We start from the raw sequence: 17443 nt of genomic DNA on the forward strand, positions 1-17443 counted from the left end.
TATTGCATGATGCACATCTCACAATAAGAATGACAAAATCATTTTTGAATATTTTATAGAAAGAGAAAAACATCCTTTATGAAAGAATTTTCTATTTCATCCAAAGAAGCGGGACAGCGCATGGACAAATACCTGTTTAAAGTACTAAATCAGGCATCCAAAGGCTTTGTCTATAAAATGCTTCGCAAGAAAAACATTGTATTAAACGACAAAAAAGCAACCGGACAGGAAGTTTTAAAGGCAGAGGATCAGATCAAAATCTATCTGTCTGACGAAACCTTTGCCAAATTTGCTTCTGCACTGGTAGAAACTCCGGAAGCTGCATCAAAGGTTTCAGCAGCATCTGAAACAGGCAAAACTGCTGCAAAAACAACAGCAGTACGCCATCCGAAAATTCAGATCGTCTATGAAGATGATGATATTTTGATTTTGAACAAACCGGTTGGCATGTTATCACAGAAAGCGGAAAAGACCGATTATTCTGCCAATGAACTTGTCATCGACTACCTGTTAGAGAGTGGTCAGTTGACCAGAGCAGAACTTCGTACCTTTCATCCGTCTATCTGCAACCGGTTAGACCGCAATACATCCGGACTTTTGATTGCCGGAAAAACCATGCATGGTTTGCAGGAGATGGCTAAAGCTCTGAAATCCAGGAGTATGCAAAAATATTACCGTTGTCTGGTGGCAGGACAGATTACCGAAGATGCACATTTAAAGGGGTATCTTGTTAAAGACCACAAAGCGAATAAAGTTTCTATTCAATCAAAAGAAACAAAAGATGCGTCCTATATTGAAACAGCATATCATCCGGTTCAGACTTATGGAAACACAACGCTGCTGGAAGTGCATCTGATCACCGGTCGTTCTCATCAGATCCGTGCGCATCTGGCAAGCATCGGACATCCGATTCTTGGAGATGGCAAATACGGAGATCCGGCAAAAAATAAGAAGCTGCGGGAAGCCTGTGGCATTCGTTCTCAGCTTTTACATGCATACCACATGGAATTTCCGGGAGGAACCGTCGTTACCGCACCGGAACCGGGAACTTTTCAGAAAGCAGAGCAGTGGGCGCTGCATACCGCTCCTACGGAAAACAACAGAAAAAAGAGGTAAGAAACAAATGTATTTATATCTTATGAGACATGGAGAAACGTTCTGGAACAAAAAAGGACTGATTCAGGGTTCTTCCGATATTGAGCTGACTCCTTATGGAGAAGAACTGGCGCGTGATACCAGAGATGGATTTGAAAAAGATCAGATTCATTTTCAGCGCATTTACAGCAGTCCATATAAACGGGCAGTCCGTACAGCAGAAATCATTGCAGAAAAACAGGAAGCAGACGTACAGGTAGACATGCGGATACGGGAAATGTGTTTCGGAAAATATGAAGGTGAGAAAATCAAAGCGGTAAAAGAAGTAGATGAAAATATCGCGAACTGTTTCCATCACCCATCCCTGTATATGGCAGATGAGACTGCAGATTCCTTTCAGGATCTCTATGACCGCATTGCCGCATTTTTAAAGGATGAGATAGTTCCGATGGAACAGGATCCTTCCATTGAAAATATTCTGGTGGTTTGTCATGGTGCTGTCATCCGGGCATTTCTGACCTATCTTCGCAAGATGCCGTTAGATGAATTCTGGTCGATCCATCAACCAAACTGCTGTGTCAACCGGATTCGTCTGGAAAACGGGATCTTTACGATTGAAAAGGAAAATATCTTATATTATGACGATCCGGAACTGCTGCATCGGGGAGTACTGTAATGCCAACCTGGAACTCCCGCGGACTGCGTGGCTCCACACTGGAGGAATTTATCAACCGAACCAATGAATGTTACCGGGAAAATCATCTGGCACTGATCCAGAAAGTCCCAACCCCGATCACGCCTATCAAAATTGATCAGCAGAACCGCCATATCACGCTGGCTTATTTTGATCAGAAAAGTACCGTTGATTATATCGGTGCGGTACAGGGCATCCCGGTCTGCTTTGATGCAAAGGAATGTCAGACGGATACGTTTCCGCTGCAAAACATTCATCAGCATCAGGTAGACTTTATGCAGGAATTTGAACGGCAGGGCGGTATCGCTTTTTTCCTGATCTTTTACTCTCACCGGGATCAGTTCTATTACCTGACCTTCCGTCAGTTAGAGAAGTTCTGGATCCGAATGGAAGAAGGTGGCAGAAAGAGTTTTCGGTTGGATGAACTGGAAGAATGTTACTTTTTTACCGGTCATAACGGACTGCTGGTTCCCTATCTGGATGCTTTACAGACAGATTTGAATCTCAGGGATTGACATTTTAAAGGTAATTTCATATAATGATTAAAGATTTTTGTGTGTTAGCACGGTAGCACGGTAAAGTGATTCCGGAAAAATGCGTGAAAAACAGTTGAAAATGGAACATAAAGGGGACTGAAAAAGAGATGAATCAATTATTACATACGCCGGAAGGTGTCAGAGACATTTATAATGATGAATGTGAACGCAAAATCATTCTGGAGGAACGGCTGCTGACCGTATTAAAATCTTACGGCTATCATCCGATTCAGACACCGACTTTTGAATTTTTTGATATTTTTGGAAAAGAAATCGGTACCACACCGTCCAAGGATTTATACAAGTTTTTTGACCGGGAAGGAAATACCCTGGTGCTTCGCCCGGATATCACACCGTCTATCGCAAGATGCGCGTCCAAATATTATATGGAGCAGGCGATTCCAATCCGGTTGTGCTACACCGGTAATACGTTTCGGAATAATTCCAGCTATCAGGGACGTTTAAAAGAAAATACTCAGTCCGGTGCCGAGCTGATCGGTGATGGAAGTGTAGAAGCAGATGCAGAAATGCTTGCACTTTCCGCACAGCTTTTAAAAACAGCAGGACTGAAAGAATTTCAGCTGAGTGTCGGGCATGCAGATTTCCTGAGAGGCTTATTTGAAGCTGCCAATCTGGAAGAAGATGTTATGGAAGAGATCCGAAATCTTTTGTTAAACCGCAATCTGTACGGCGTACAGGAAGTAGTAGAGCAGCATGTGGCAGACGAGAATTTAAAACAGTTATTCGGTCTGTTGACGGATGTTATGCTGGATAAGGAAAAAATTACAGCTGCCAAAGCATGGGCTGCTGATTATCCGAGAGTATTCCACGCACTGACACGTTTAGAAGAACTGGATGAGCTTCTGGAAGTATACAAGATCCGCAAATATGTTTCGTACGAGCTGGCAATGATATCCGGATTCAATTATTATACCGGCATCATTTTTGCGGGATATACATTCGGAAGCGGCGAAGCCATTGTAAACGGTGGTCGATACGACAATCTGTTACAGTCTTTCGGTAAATCTGCACCATCCATTGGTTTTGCGGTTGTCATCAATCAGTTAATGGCGGCACTGCAGCGACAGAACGTACGTATTCCATTTGAGAATACAACCAAATGGTTTATTTACAGTGGGCAATACCGTCAGGATGCCATCAAAGATGCACAGGTACTCAGAAGCCGTGGCGAGCAGGTAGAACTGATGCCATTAACCGAGCAGAATACCCGGGAAGTATACGAGACATATGCCGAGCAGAATCATATTCAGGATATTATTTTTTACATGTAGGAGGACCGAGCCATGAGATATTTAACATTTGCATTAGGAAAGGGACGTTTAGCAAATAAGACCCTTGAAATGTTTGAAAAAATCGGTATCACCTGCGAGGAAATGAAAGATAAAGATACCAGAAAGCTGATTTTTGTAAACGAAGACTTAAAACTGCGTTTCTTCCTCTCCAAAGGACCGGATGTACCGACTTATGTAGAGTACGGTGCCGCAGATATCGGAATCGTCGGCAGAGATACGATCCTGCAGGAAGCCCGCAATATTTATGAAGTACTGGATCTTGGTTTCGGGAAATGCAGAATGTGCGTCTGCGGACCGGAATCTGCCAGAGATCTGCTGCAGCATCATGAGCAGATCCGCGTAGCGACCAAATATCCGAAAATTGCCAAAGATTATTTTTACAATAAAAAACATCAGACCGTAGAGATCATTAAATTAAACGGTTCCATTGAGCTGGCACCGATTGTTGGTCTGGCTGATGTCATCGTGGATATCGTCGAAACCGGATCTACCTTACGCGAAAACGGACTGACTGTTTTAGAAGAAGTTTGCCCGTTATCTGCCCGTATGGTAGTCAATCCGGTAAGTATGAAGATGGAGCAGGAGCGAATCGGCAAACTGATCTCCGATCTGCGTGAAGTAATGAATAAAGGAGAAAACTAAGATGCGTACGTTAAAACTTACAAAGGAAACCATTCAGAATATATTGACAGACCTGTTAAAAAGAAGCCCGAACAATTATACCCAGTATGAAAGCAGTGTCAATGAGATCATTGCAAATGTCCGCACAAACGGTGATACAGCGATTTTTAACTATACAAAGAAATTTGACGGTGCAACCGTAACGCCAGAAAATATCGAAGTCACAGAGGCTGAGATTGCAGAGGCTTATGAGCAGGTTGATCCGAAATTATTAGAGGTTATCCGCAAAGCAAAAGAAAACATTCGTGTGTATCATGAAAAACAGAAACAGTACAGCTGGTTTGACAGCTCCATTCCGGGAACCATGCTTGGTCAGAAAGTAACTCCGATTGCAAAAGCAGGTGTGTACGTTCCGGGTGGAAAAGCTGTATATCCTTCTTCCGTACTGATGAACATTATGCCTGCAAAAGTCGCCGGTGTAGAAGAAATTATTATGACAACTCCATGTAACAAAGAGGGTAAAGTCAATCCTTCCACACTGGTTGCCGCAAAAGAAGCAGGTGCAGACCGCGTCTTTAAAGTAGGTGGCGCACAGGCGATTGCTGCTCTGGCATTTGGAACGGAGAGCATCCCGAAAGTAGACAAGATCGTAGGACCGGGTAACATTTATGTTGCTCTGGCAAAAAAAGCAGTGTTTGGACATGTCAGTATTGATTCCATCGCTGGTCCGAGTGAGATCCTTGTACTGGCAGATGAGACTGCAAATCCACGTTTTGTAGCAGCAGACCTGTTATCTCAGGCAGAGCATGATGAACTGGCTTCCGCAATCCTGATCACCACAAGTGAAAAACTGGCAGAAGAAGTATCCAAAGAAGTAGATGGTTTCTGTGAAGTTCTCTCCAGAAAATCAATTATTGAAAAATCATTGGAAAACTATGGCTATATCCTGATTGCACCGGATCTGGATACTGCCATCGATACTGCAAATGAGATTGCATCCGAGCATATGGAGATCGTAACTGCAAATCCATTTGAGGTTATGACAAAGATCAAAAATGCAGGAGCTATTTTCCTTGGTGAATACAGCAGCGAGCCGCTTGGTGACTATTTTGCCGGACCAAACCACGTCCTTCCGACAAACGGAACAGCAAAATTCTTTTCTCCGTTGAGTGTCGATGACTTTATTAAAAAATCAAGCATTATCTCTTATTCCAGAGATGCATTGCATGCGGTATACAAAGATATTGCACAGTTTGCAGACTGTGAGCAGCTGACTGCACATGCAAATTCTATCCGCGTCAGATTTGAAGACGAAGACAAATAATTCGGAGGGCGAAAAAATGGCAGAAAAACGCATCTCACAGGTTCAGAGAAAAACAAACGAGACAGATATTGCCCTGTCTCTGAATCTGGACGGAAACGGTAAACAGAATATTTCCACCGGAATTGGATTTTTTGACCATATGTTATCCGGTTTTACCAGACATGGCTTCTTTGATCTGGATCTGCAGGTAAAGGGAGATCTGGAAGTAGATTGCCACCATACCATCGAAGACACCGGTATTGTCCTTGGCAATGCGATACGGAAAGCACTGGGCGACAAAAAAGGCATCAAACGGTTTGGCAGTATGATCCTGCCAATGGATGAAACCCTGGTCTTATGTGCCATTGACCTGTCCGGACGCCCGTATTTTGCATTTGACGCAGACTTTACGACTGATCGAGTGGGAGATATGGATACAGAAATGGTACGTGAATTTTTCTATGCGATTTCCTACGCCGCAGGCATGAACCTGCATATGAAGGTTCTGTCCGGAACGAATAATCATCATATTATAGAAGCACTGTTTAAAGCGTTCGGGAAAGCGCTGGATGATGCTTCCTCCTATGATCCGCGTGTAACGGATATTTTATCGACGAAAGGCAGTTTATAACGATGAACAAAAAAAATTTAATTGCAACCATATATTTAAAAAACGGAAAACTGGTCAACGGTTTCAAAGATCATACCGAGCAGGATGATCTAATCGAACGGATCCGTCTGTACAACGACAACGGTATTGACAAAATCTACCTGTTTGACCTGTCCGACAATGACGCGGAGCATGAGCTGAATCTTCATACCATGAAAGAAATCAACCGCGTAGCTGAGATTCCGGTTTATGCCGGCGGAAATATCAACCGTCTGGAGGATATCAAGAAAATTTTATATGCCGGATGTAAAAAAGCAATCTTAAATCCGGTAAAAGATGTGACTGCACAGGTGTCAAAAGAAGGTGCATTACGTTTTGGCAAAGATAAACTGGCATTATCCATCCACAATGTGGACCTGTTTTTTAAACAGAAAGAAGATGTAGAAAACAACACAAGTGAGCTGATCGTGCTTGACCCGGCACTGATGGGAACGCTTGGCAACGTTACCGATATGCCATATTCCATGCTTCTGACAGAGACTGACAACGAGAGCGTCTGCAAGGCATTACAGGCAGATGAAACTATCACTGGTGTATCTTCCAGAACCATCAGTGCCTATGATGCAGATGTAATGGGACTGAAAGCATATCTGGCAGAACAGGGAATTGCAACCGGTCACTTAGAATCTTCCTGTGACTGGTCTGAGTTTAAATTAAATTCCGATGGTATGATCCCGGTTATCGTACAGGATTACAAGACCAATGACGTACTGATGCTTGCTTACATGAATGAAGAAGCATTCCAGACCACCCTGTCTCTTGGTAAAATGACTTATTACAGCAGAAGCAGAAATGAACTCTGGACAAAAGGCATGACTTCCGGACATTATCAGTATGTGAAATCTTTATCCATCGACTGCGACAAAGATACCATTCTGGCAAAAGTTTCCCAGATTGGAGCTGCCTGCCATACCGGCAACCGCAGCTGCTTCTACACCGATATGGTAAAAGAAGAATACAATGAGAAAAATCCACTGGAAGTATTTGAAAACGAGTACAATCTCATTCTGGATCGCAAACTGCATCCGAAGGAAGGCTCTTATACCAATTACCTCTTTGACAAAGGAATTGATAAGATCTTAAAGAAAGTCGGTGAGGAGGCAACAGAAATCGTCATCGCTGCCAAAAATCCGGATCCGGAAGAGATTAAATATGAGATCGCTGATTTCCTGTATCATATGATGGTTATGATGGTTGATAAGGGTATCACCTGGGAAGAAGTTTTAGAAGAACTTTCACAGCGTTAGAGCATTTAGTTTTGAGGATTTTAGCAATTCTGAAAAAATATGTCAGCTTATGTTGTTCAGAATCGCGTAACATATCTTACGTGTGTTCGGCTTTAAAACTTTCGGAATATAAAAAAGACAACCGCATATATAAATACAAAAAGGCTATGATTACAAAAACGTAATGATATGCCTTTTTTGTTTGACGAAAAACTTATCGAAACATTGTTATGGTTTGAGAAACAACAAACAGGAGGGTATGGTATGCAGATGGAACAATATGAAAATCGAAAAAATTATGTAGAATCCGTAAAAAACAGCTTTGCCTCACCGGGGAAAAAGACTTATCCGGAAGAACAGGAAAAACGTCCACGAAGTTTTCTTGGACTTCGGTTTGTGCTGGCACTTTTTCTGTTTTTAGGTTTCCTTGGCATGCGTCAGACCGATTTTTCCTGGCATTCCTGGAACGCAGAAAAGATTACACAGCAGATCCAAAGTTCCATCAAATTCCCTCAGATTCTGGAAGTATTAAACCGGTTATAAAAGTTTAACCAGACAGTTTAAAAATTTTGCAGTGAATAAACGCAAACCAGAATGGATCCATTACTGGAAATTTTATACTTTCTTTCTTGCTTCTCATTTGAGATAAAACTATAATAGAATTAACATTTTTTATAAATTACACAGGAGAAAGATTATGTCATATATCGATTTTGACCATATTACAAAAGAATATAATTCCGGCGGAAGTTCCATTTTCGCATTAAAAGATGCTTCTTTTTCCGTGGAAAAAGGGGAACTTGCCGTCATCCTTGGCGCTTCCGGTGCCGGTAAGACAACGGCGCTGAATATCCTTGGCGGAATGGATACTGCTACATCCGGGAAAGTGCTGGTGGACGGCGCAGATGTCACCGCTTTTGGCAAACGCCAGCTTACCCAGTACCGACGCACGGACATCGGTTTTGTCTTTCAGTTTTACAATCTGGTGCCAAATCTGACGGCATTAGAAAACGTTGAGCTGGCTTCCCAGATCTGTGAGGATTCTTTAGATGCCGCACAGACGTTGGAAAAAGTAGGGCTTGGCATGCGTATGAAAAACTTTCCGGCACAGTTATCCGGCGGCGAACAGCAGCGTGTTTCTATAGCCCGTGCATTGGCAAAAAATCCGAAACTTCTGCTGTGCGATGAACCGACAGGAGCATTGGATTACAACACCGGAAAGCAGATTCTTCAGCTTTTACAGGATACCTGCAGAAAGGAAAAAATCACTGTTCTGATCATCACCCACAATTCCGCACTGGCTCCCATGGCGGACCGCCTGATCCAGTTTAAAAGCGGAACGGTGATCAGTGAAACCAGAAACGAACATCCGGTTTCGATTTCAGAAATAGAGTGGTAGTGTAGGACAAATGAAAGCATATTGGAAAGATATTTTTCGAACAATCAAACTTGAGAAAAAACGATTTTTCTCCATTTTGCTCATCACATTTCTTGGCGTGACAATGTTTGCCGGATTGTCGGCAGGCTGCCGGGATCTTCGTGCTTCGGCTGATCGTTTTTATGATGAACAGAAATTATATGACATTAAGATTCAGTCCACCTTTGGTCTGACCGATGAAGATGTGGAGGCACTCTCCCAAGTCAAAGAAGTAGCCGAAGCACATGGAACTTACAGTGAGACCGTTCTGGTACAGGCGGATGATCTGCAACAGAAGGCAGATGTAAAATTACTGGATGAAAACGGATTAAGCCAGCCACGTCTGTTAGATGGCACGATGCCTTCTAAGGCGTCGGAAATCGCTGTATCCCAAAATTATTGTGCAGACACCGGCAAGACGATCGGAGATACTGTAACCCTTTCTCCGCAAAACAGCGAGGATGCCGATACAACCTCTGCCTTAAAGCAAAAAAACTATACAATTACAGCGGTCATGCTGGATGCAACCGATCTGATCGCCGATAAAGGAGCAGCGTCGTTTCGTTCTTCTCAGTCATCCAAATATTTCTTTTATGTTACGCAGGAAGCTTTGGATAACGATGTTTATTCTGCTGTGGAGCTTCGTGTCAATGGGGCAGAAGCATTATCCTGTTTTTCCGAAGAATATACTGATCTGGTTTCAGACATAAAAAAACGCATTGAAAAAGAAATCAAATCCGACCGGGAGCAGGCGCGCTATGATTCCATTATTGCAGATGCCGTGAGCGAGCTACATGATGCAAAAGACGAAGCAGCAGAAAAATTTGCGGATGCCGACGCACAGATTGCAGATGCCAAGACAGAACTGGCAGATAGCAGAACCGAAATCTGTTCCGGCTGGCAGCAATTACAGGACGGTATGAATCAGTTACAGCAGCAAAAAAACTTAGCTGCACAGAAATTCAAAGATGGATATGCTGAACTGGAGAACGGCTGGCAGCAGCTTCAATCCGGAAAACAGCAGATCAGTGCTGCAAAAGAAGAATTAAGCGGACGTACAGATCAGCTGACACAGGCTTCTGATACCTTAAAGCAGCAAAAACAGGAAACGCTTCAGAAACTGTCCGATGCGGAAACAAAGCTTACAGAAGGTCGAACACAGGCAGAATCCGGAAAAGAACAGATTCAGGCACAGATTTCTTCCATGCAGGCACAATCTGGTGATGCATGGCCGCAGAGCGCATGGGAAGCTTACGAAGCCAGTGTAACTTCTGGCAATCCGGATGCAGACGCAAGGGCTCAGGTAACAGAACAGTTACAGGCATCAATAGATGCAGTCTGTGCACAGTTAAACGGACAATTGGAACTTCTGGACCCATCTGCCGAAGATTATGAAACACAGAAAGCAACACTGGAAGCACAGATTGCTCAGATACAGCAGATCCCATCGGGACTTTCGCAGTTACTTCCACAGTATGAGACCGTTTCCGCAACCCTTGTGGAGCTGGATACGCAGGCAGCTTCCCTGAAAGAACAAAAGCAGCAGGCGCTTGCTCAATTTGATTCTGCGGAGACACAGTTACAGGCACAAAGTCAGCAGTTAGATGCAGCAAAAGAGCAGTTACAGCAGCAGGAGCAGAAATTACAAACTTCAGAAATGACACTGACTGCCGGTCTGAAGGAACTGCAGACACAGGAGCAGAATGCAACTACACAATTTGCCAGTGCCGATCAGGAATTACAGAAAACCAAAGATAAACTGACACAGGCGGAACAGGAACTGGAAGATGGTTCCAAGGAACTGGAAGAACAGATCCAGAAGCTGGAAGAAGAACGTGCGAAAGCAGATGATAAATTTGCAGAAGCACAGGCAGATATTGATGCGATCGACCGTACAAAATGGTATGTACAGGATCGCAGTTCCGTGGGAAGTTACACCACGATCCAGAGCGATGCTGACTCCATTGAAACCATTGGAAATGTATTTCCGATCCTGTTTTTGTCCGTAGCAATCCTGATCAGTCTGACCACCATCACACGTCTGGTAGAGGAAGAACGCGGACAGATCGGTATTTATAAAGCACTTGGATTTTCTGACCGTAAAGTATATGGAAAATACCTGATCTATACCTTATCCGCATGTATTTGTGGTGGTTTGTTAGGAGACATTGGCGGATTTATCCTGTTGCCGAAGTTCCTGTTTATGGTATTTGACACCATGTATAAGATTCCATCCTACACGTACCTGTTCCATGCAGGCTACGGCATCAGCGGTATTTTACTGTTTGTTGCAGGTGGATTATTTGCAGCTGTCTGTGCCTGCCACAGCGAATTAAAACAGTGTCCGGCGGCATTGATGCGACCAAAGGCACCGAAAGCTGGATCCAGAGTATTTCTGGAGAAGATTCCATTTTTATGGAAACGCCTGTCTTTCTTAAACAAAGTAACTTTCCGGAATTTGTTCCGTTATAAAAAACGTCTGTTTATGACTGTCAGCGGTATTTTAGGCTGTACGGCATTACTTGTCGTTGGAATGGCAATTAAAAACTCCGTCACAGATCTGATGCCAAAACAGTATGAACATATTTCCCGTTATGATCTGATGGCAGTCACAATAGCAGATGATTTCGACAATTTTACCAATCAGATTTCTTCTGATGATCAGATCCAGGATTATCTGTCCCTGCAGACAGACAGTATACAGGTTGTTAATGATTCTTCCGAAGAAACTATTCCGCTCTATATCATTCCGGATGATGCCCCGATTGAGGACTATATTCGTCTGGAAGCCTTAGACGGAAGTGAACGGGAACTTTCGGATGCTGATATTCTGATCACGCAGAATCTTTCCGAAGTCATGGATTTTTCTGTGGGAGATGACTTACATATCCAGAACAGTGATCTGGAAGAATGTGACTTCCCGATCAGTGGTATTGTCCGCAACTATCTGGGAAATGCTATTTACATCAGACAGAGTCGCTATGAGGCACTGATTGGAAGTGGTTCCTATGCAGCAAATTCCATTCTGGCTCATTTGTCGAATTCCTGTACAGATCCGGTTGCTTATGCAGACCAGCTTTCCAGGGAGAGTGATGTGGTATCCTGTAACAGTGTACAGGCGATGCGGGATGAATTTTCCAAATCCTTTGGATTGATCAACTGTGTCGTTGTTCTTGTGACAGCACTGGCAGCAGGACTGGCATTTGTCGTACTCTTTACACTGGCGACCACAAATATTTCCGAACGTGAGCGGGAACTTGCCACTATCAAAGTACTTGGATTTTTTGATAAAGAAGTCCATTCCTATGTCAACAAGGAAACACTGATCCTTACGGTTATCGGTATTTTGCTTGGACTTCCGGTTGGAAGATTTTTCAGCGGACTTCTGACCAGTGTACTGAAGATGCCTTCCATCTATTTTGCGGTATCGGTACACCCGTCCACGTATCTGTTCGCCGGCGGCATGACATTCCTGTTTGCACTGGCAGTAGATCTGATCACAAACCGTCTGCTGGATCATATCAATATGGTAGATGCATTAAAAAGCGTTGAGTAAACTTGACGCTTTTTCGTGCCGTATGCTACAATTAGAAATTGCGCAGATTCATTGTATAAAAAATAACGAAAATATTTCTTGCACATACAATAAAATCTGCTTTTTAAGAAACCTGAAAAACACAGGATAAATAAAATGATAAGGAAACACAGAATGAATAATAAACTTGCATTAAAGGATGAAATTTTATTAACCATAGACAAGCCTGCCCGTTATATCGGAAATGAGGTAAATATGGTGCGCAAAAATCCGGATGATGTCAAAATCCGTGTGGCATTTGCCTTTCCGGATGTCTATGAAATCGGTATGTCTCATCTTGGCATTCAGATTTTGTATCATCAGTTTAACTTAAGAGACGATGTCTACTGTGAGCGTGTCTATTCTCCATGGCCGGATTTGCACAAAATCATGAAAGAACAGGATATTCCGCTGTTTGCATTGGAGACGCAGGATCCGATTAAGGATTTTGATTTCTTATGCATGACATTGCAGTATGAGCTTTGCTATCCGAATATCTTACAGATTCTGGATCTGGGCAAAATCCCGTTGAAAGCCTGTCAGAGAACCGATGATATGCCAATCGTCGTTGGCGGTGGTCCATGTACCTACAATCCGGAACCCATCGCTGACTTTTTCGATATTTTCTATATTGGAGAGGGCGAAACCGTATACGATGACCTCTTTGATCTCTATGAGCGTATGAAAGAGGATGGCAGTTATAACCGTCATGATTTCCTGCATGAAGCAGCAAAAATCCCTGGATTGTATGTTCCGGCTTTTTATGAGGTATCTTACCACGAAGATGGAACCATTGCGGATTTTCATCCGATCTATGATGATATTCCGACAACCATTCACCGTCAGGTAGTAGAAAATATGTCGGAATCCGTTTACCCGGACAAGCCGCTGGTACCGTTTATCAAAGTCACTCAGGATCGTGTCGTGCTGGAGATCCAGCGTGGCTGTATCCGTGGCTGCCGCTTCTGTCAGGCAGGTATGGTTTACCGTCCGTTACGTGAGCGCAATCTGGAAATGTTAAAAGAAAAGGCTTATCAGATGCTGACAAACACCGGACATGAGGAAATTTCCTTAAGTTCCTTAAGTTCCAGCGATTACACCTATCTGGAAGAACTGTTGACCTTCCTGATCGATGAATTTAAGGACAAAGGTGTAAATATCTCCCTGCCGTCCCTGCGTATTGATGCGTTTTCATTGGATGTTATGAGCAAAGTACAGGATATCCGCAAGAGCAGTCTGACCTTTGCGCCGGAAGCCGGTTCTCAGCGTCTGCGTGACGTGATCAACAAAGGTCTGACGAAGGAAAATATTCTGCACGGTGCAGGACTTGCCTTTGAAGGCGGCTGGAATAAGGTAAAATTATATTTTATGCTTGGTCAACCGACAGAAACCGTAGAAGATATGAAAGCTATCGGTGAGCTGGCAGAGGAAATCGCGGAGCGTTATTACGAGATTCCGAAGGATCAGCGAAATGGAAAATGCCAGATTACAGTAAGTACTTCTTTCTTTGTCCCGAAACCATTCACACCGTTCCAGTGGAGTCCGATGTGCACCAAGGACGAATTCCTTGGTCGTGCAAAAATCGTAAATGAGACCATCAAATCTCAGTTAAATAAAAAAAGTATCCGCTACAACTGGCATGAGGCAGATGTCACCATGATCGAGGGTATTCTTGCCAGAGGCGACAGACGTCTTTGTGATACCATGATCAAAATCTATGAAAAAGGCGGTATTTTTGCAGCATGGTCTGAATTCTTTGATGAGCAGATCTGGCTGGATGCATTTGCAGAAGATCAGATTGATACCGATTTCTATACAACAAGAGTGCGAAGCGAAGATGAGCTTTTCCCATGGGACTTCATCGATGCAGGTGTCACCAAAAACTTCCTGCTGCGTGAATGGCATGCAGCAAATGCAGAGACCGTTACTCCGAACTGCCGTCAGAAATGTGCCGGTTGCGGAGCAATGAAATACAAAGGAGGCGTATGCTATGAGAATAAGAATTAAATTCCGAAAATATGGTGTCATGCGTTTTATCGGACATCTGGATATCATGCGTTATTTTCAGAAAGCCATGCGCCGTGCCAATATCGATATTGCCTATTCCGAGGGATTTTCCCCGCACCAGATCATGTCCTTTGCGGCTCCTCTTGGTGTCGGCATCACCAGTGACGGCGAGTATCTGGATATTGAAGTACATTCTACAAAATCTACCGACGAATCCAGAGATGCACTGAACGCAGTTATGGTAGATGGAATTGAAATTACAGAATATGTTGTTCTGCGTCAGGATGCAAAAAAAGCCATGACTTCCGTAGCGGCCGCAGATTACATTGTATATTTTAAAAATCAGGTTGATTTTACTCCGGAAGAACTGGGAGAAAAAATCTGTCAGTATTATGAGGAACGCGATACCATAGAAGTGATAAAGCAGACGAAAAAAAGTGAGCGTGTCATTGACATCAAACCGTTAATCTATGTATTCCATCCATGTGACTTAAAGGAACTTGGCTGGCAGGGATTTTTCCTGCAGCTTTCCACCGGAAGCACCGATAATATCAAACCGGAACTGGTATTACAGGATTTTTATCAGTATTTTGGGAAAACCTATGATCCATTTAATATACAGATCCACAGAGTGGAGACTTATGAGCGTACAGAAGAAGGCTTAAGACCGCTGTATCAGGCAGGTGACAACCTTGAATCATAAAGTCATTATCACAGATACGTCCATCTGTGGCAGTCAGATACGCATGTGCGCCACGGTATCGGAACAACGCTTAGTGGAAGTCCGCTGTCGAAAGGTAGAGCAGGAATCCATTCTTGGTAATATTTATGTAGGACGGGTACAGAAAGTGGTTCCAAACATCCGGGCGGCTTTTATTGAGATCCAACCGAGACTTGCCTGTTATTATTCCATGGAAGAAGCAGCGGAACCGATTTTTGTCAAAAAGATCCCTTCCAAAAAACTGGTACAGGGAGACGAACTGCTGGTACAGGTGACAAGGGAAAGTGTCAAGACAAAAGCACCTACCGTATCGGCAAATCTGAATGTAACCGGACGCTATCTGGTTCTGACCAGCGGCGATCACCGGCTTGGCTTTTCTTCCAAACTGACCAAACTGGAAAAAGAACATTACCGGGAAGTATTATCCGGTTGCAAAAACGAAAATTTTGGAATCATTGTACGGACAAATGCCAGAGAAGTATCCGATGAATTGCTGTTACAGGAATATGAATCGTTAAAAGAAAAACTAACACAGATGATTCGCACAGCCACGATGCGTACCTGTTTTTCCTGTGTCAGTCGGACACCGGAAAGTTACATGAAGTATCTGCAAAACAGTTATCAGGAAGGCTTTACAGAAATCATAACCGATCTGCCGGAGGTTTTTGAATCAATCCGGCAGCAGCAGGAGAGCGATCCTTCCTTTTCACAGATTCCACTTCGATTGTATGAAGATAATTTACTTCCGCTTGCTGCTCTTTACAATCTGAACAAACAGACAGAAGATGCCCTGCAAAAAAAGGTCTGGTTAAAGTCCGGCGGTTATCTTGTCATTGAACCAACAGAAGCACTGACTGTCGTTGATGTAAATACCGGAAAAAGTGTGACAAAAAAAGACCGACAGGAACATTTTTTGAAGATCAATCTGGAAGCAGCTGAGGAAACTGCCGCGCAGATACGTCTTAGAAATATTTCCGGAATCGTAATCATTGATTTTATCAATCTGGAACGTGAGGAAGATCAGAAGACGGTCATGGAGCATTTAAGACGATGCGTCCGGGAAGATTCCGTACCGGTTCAGGTCGTTGATATGACCAGATTAAATCTTGTAGAACTCACAAGAAAAAAAGTTGAAAAAAGTTTGGCAGAACAGTTGACAGAATAGAAACATTCTGATATTATACAAAAGATGCCGCACAACGAGGTATAAGACTGCAGATCATGCAGCACCGAAATTGGCGAGTAATGATAAATAGGAGGTGCCATATGTACGCAATTATAGCAACAGGTGGTAAACAGTACAAAGTTTCTGAAGGCGATATCATTACCATTGAAAAGCTTGGAGCAGAAGCTGGTGAGACAGTAACTTTCGATCAGGTATTAGCAGTAAACGACGGAAGTCTGAAAATCGGCAATCCGACTGTTGAGAACGCTACCGTAGAAGCATCCGTTGTAGCTAACGGACGTGGCAAAAAAGTAATCGTTTACAAATATAAAAGAAAAACCGGTTACCACAACAAAAACGGTCACAGACAGTGCTTTACCAAAGTTAAAATCGAAAAGATTAATGGTTAATTGAAATTGAAAAGGTAACATGTAATGGTAAAAATAACAGTTTACCAGAACCATGATCAGCAGTTTGTTGGTTTTGATTGTTTGGGACATGCAGAGTATTCCGATGAAAATGACATCGTTTGTGCCGCAGTATCCGCAATGACAATCAACTGCATGAATTCCATTGAAGAGTTTACCGATACTTTGTTTTATTGCGACAGCAATGAGACGGACGGAATGATCTCTTTTCGAATTACAGAAAATAATGGAGCAGATGCGCAGCTTTTGCTGAAATCGCTGGTTTTAGGTTTAGAGAACATGGAGAGTAACTACGAAGAATATATTGATCTGATCTTCGAGGAGGTGTAAGAAACATGATGAACATGAATCTTCAGTTCTTTGCTCATAAAAAAGGTGTAGGTTCTACAAAGAACGGCCGTGATTCCGAGTCCAAGAGATTAGGAGCAAAAAGAGCAGACGGACAGTTTGTAAAAGCTGGAAATATTTTATACAGACAGCGTGGTACTAAGATTCACCCAGGCGTGAACGTAGGTATCGGCGGAGATGATACATTATTTGCAAAAGTAGATGGTGTATTAAGATTCGAGAGAAAAGGAAGAGACAAAAAACAGGCTTCCGTTTATCCAGTAGCAACGAACGAATAATAAAACCATCAATAGACTCGACTTTTATAGCCGAGTCTATTTTCTAC

At 43.1% G+C, this 17443-nt stretch carries 17 protein-coding genes; all 17 read left to right on the forward strand.

Going from position 1 to position 17443, the window contains the following annotated elements:
- Positions 1-78 precede the first annotated feature (78 nt).
- Positions 79-1116, forward strand: coding sequence for an RluA family pseudouridine synthase (locus DXB15_RS05130; RefSeq protein ID WP_118702244.1), 1038 nt, complete (start codon positions 79-81; stop codon positions 1114-1116).
- A 7-nt stretch (positions 1117-1123) separates the two neighbouring features.
- Complete coding sequence (locus tag DXB15_RS05135) at positions 1124-1771, forward strand: histidine phosphatase family protein (RefSeq protein WP_158582194.1); 648 nt, start codon at positions 1124-1126, stop codon at positions 1769-1771.
- A complete protein-coding gene (locus DXB15_RS05140) occupies positions 1771-2304 on the forward strand; it encodes a Holliday junction resolvase RecU (protein ID WP_109214599.1) in 534 nt (177 codons plus the stop codon). Before DXB15_RS05135 ends, DXB15_RS05140 begins: the two co-directional genes overlap by 1 nt.
- 128 nt (positions 2305-2432) lie before the next feature.
- Positions 2433-3617 (forward strand): ATP phosphoribosyltransferase regulatory subunit, encoded by a 1185-nt coding sequence (gene hisZ / locus DXB15_RS05145; RefSeq protein ID WP_109214600.1) that lies wholly within the window; start codon positions 2433-2435, stop codon positions 3615-3617.
- Between the two features lie 12 nt (positions 3618-3629).
- Positions 3630-4280, forward strand: a complete 651-nt coding sequence (gene hisG, locus DXB15_RS05150) for an ATP phosphoribosyltransferase (protein WP_109214601.1) — start codon at positions 3630-3632, stop codon at positions 4278-4280.
- A gap of 1 nt (position 4281) precedes the next feature.
- Positions 4282-5583: a histidinol dehydrogenase gene (gene hisD / locus DXB15_RS05155; protein ID WP_109214602.1), complete on the forward strand. Its 1302-nt coding sequence runs from the start codon at positions 4282-4284 to the stop codon at positions 5581-5583.
- Positions 5584-5599: 16 nt separating this feature from the next.
- Positions 5600-6193 (forward strand): imidazoleglycerol-phosphate dehydratase HisB, encoded by a 594-nt coding sequence (gene hisB, locus DXB15_RS05160; protein ID WP_118702246.1) that lies wholly within the window; start codon positions 5600-5602, stop codon positions 6191-6193.
- Between the two features lie 2 nt (positions 6194-6195).
- Entirely contained in the window at positions 6196-7479 is a 1284-nt protein-coding gene (gene hisIE / locus DXB15_RS05165; RefSeq protein WP_118702247.1) for a bifunctional phosphoribosyl-AMP cyclohydrolase/phosphoribosyl-ATP diphosphatase HisIE, read from the forward strand.
- 243 nt (positions 7480-7722) lie between these two features.
- Positions 7723-8001 (forward strand): hypothetical protein, encoded by a 279-nt coding sequence (locus tag DXB15_RS05170; protein ID WP_109214605.1) that lies wholly within the window; start codon positions 7723-7725, stop codon positions 7999-8001.
- 151 nt (positions 8002-8152) lie between these two features.
- Positions 8153-8857, forward strand: coding sequence for an ABC transporter ATP-binding protein (locus tag DXB15_RS05175; protein ID WP_333491037.1), 705 nt, complete (start codon positions 8153-8155; stop codon positions 8855-8857).
- Positions 8858-8867: 10 nt separating this feature from the next.
- A complete protein-coding gene (locus DXB15_RS05180) occupies positions 8868-12431 on the forward strand; it encodes an FtsX-like permease family protein (protein WP_118702248.1) in 3564 nt (1187 codons plus the stop codon).
- Between the two features lie 153 nt (positions 12432-12584).
- Positions 12585-14456: a TIGR03960 family B12-binding radical SAM protein gene (locus tag DXB15_RS05185; RefSeq protein ID WP_109214608.1), complete on the forward strand. Its 1872-nt coding sequence runs from the start codon at positions 12585-12587 to the stop codon at positions 14454-14456.
- Complete coding sequence (locus DXB15_RS05190; protein ID WP_118702249.1) at positions 14440-15159, forward strand: TIGR03936 family radical SAM-associated protein; 720 nt, start codon at positions 14440-14442, stop codon at positions 15157-15159. The genes DXB15_RS05185 and DXB15_RS05190 overlap by 17 nt, the downstream gene beginning before the upstream one ends.
- Complete coding sequence (locus tag DXB15_RS05195) at positions 15149-16342, forward strand: ribonuclease E/G (protein ID WP_118702250.1); 1194 nt, start codon at positions 15149-15151, stop codon at positions 16340-16342. The genes DXB15_RS05190 and DXB15_RS05195 overlap by 11 nt, the downstream gene beginning before the upstream one ends.
- Before the next feature lie 101 nt (positions 16343-16443).
- Positions 16444-16752: a 50S ribosomal protein L21 gene (gene rplU / locus DXB15_RS05200; protein WP_109214610.1), complete on the forward strand. Its 309-nt coding sequence runs from the start codon at positions 16444-16446 to the stop codon at positions 16750-16752.
- 24 nt (positions 16753-16776) lie between these two features.
- Entirely contained in the window at positions 16777-17100 is a 324-nt protein-coding gene (locus tag DXB15_RS05205; protein WP_109214611.1) for a ribosomal-processing cysteine protease Prp, read from the forward strand.
- A gap of 5 nt (positions 17101-17105) precedes the next feature.
- Positions 17106-17396 (forward strand): 50S ribosomal protein L27, encoded by a 291-nt coding sequence (rpmA, locus tag DXB15_RS05210; RefSeq protein ID WP_021738743.1) that lies wholly within the window; start codon positions 17106-17108, stop codon positions 17394-17396.
- The last annotated feature ends 47 nt before the right edge of the window (positions 17397-17443 follow it).

This window comes from Roseburia sp. OM02-15 (assembly GCF_003481835.1).
Lineage (GTDB): Bacteria > Bacillota > Clostridia > Lachnospirales > Lachnospiraceae > Eubacterium_I > Eubacterium_I ramulus_A.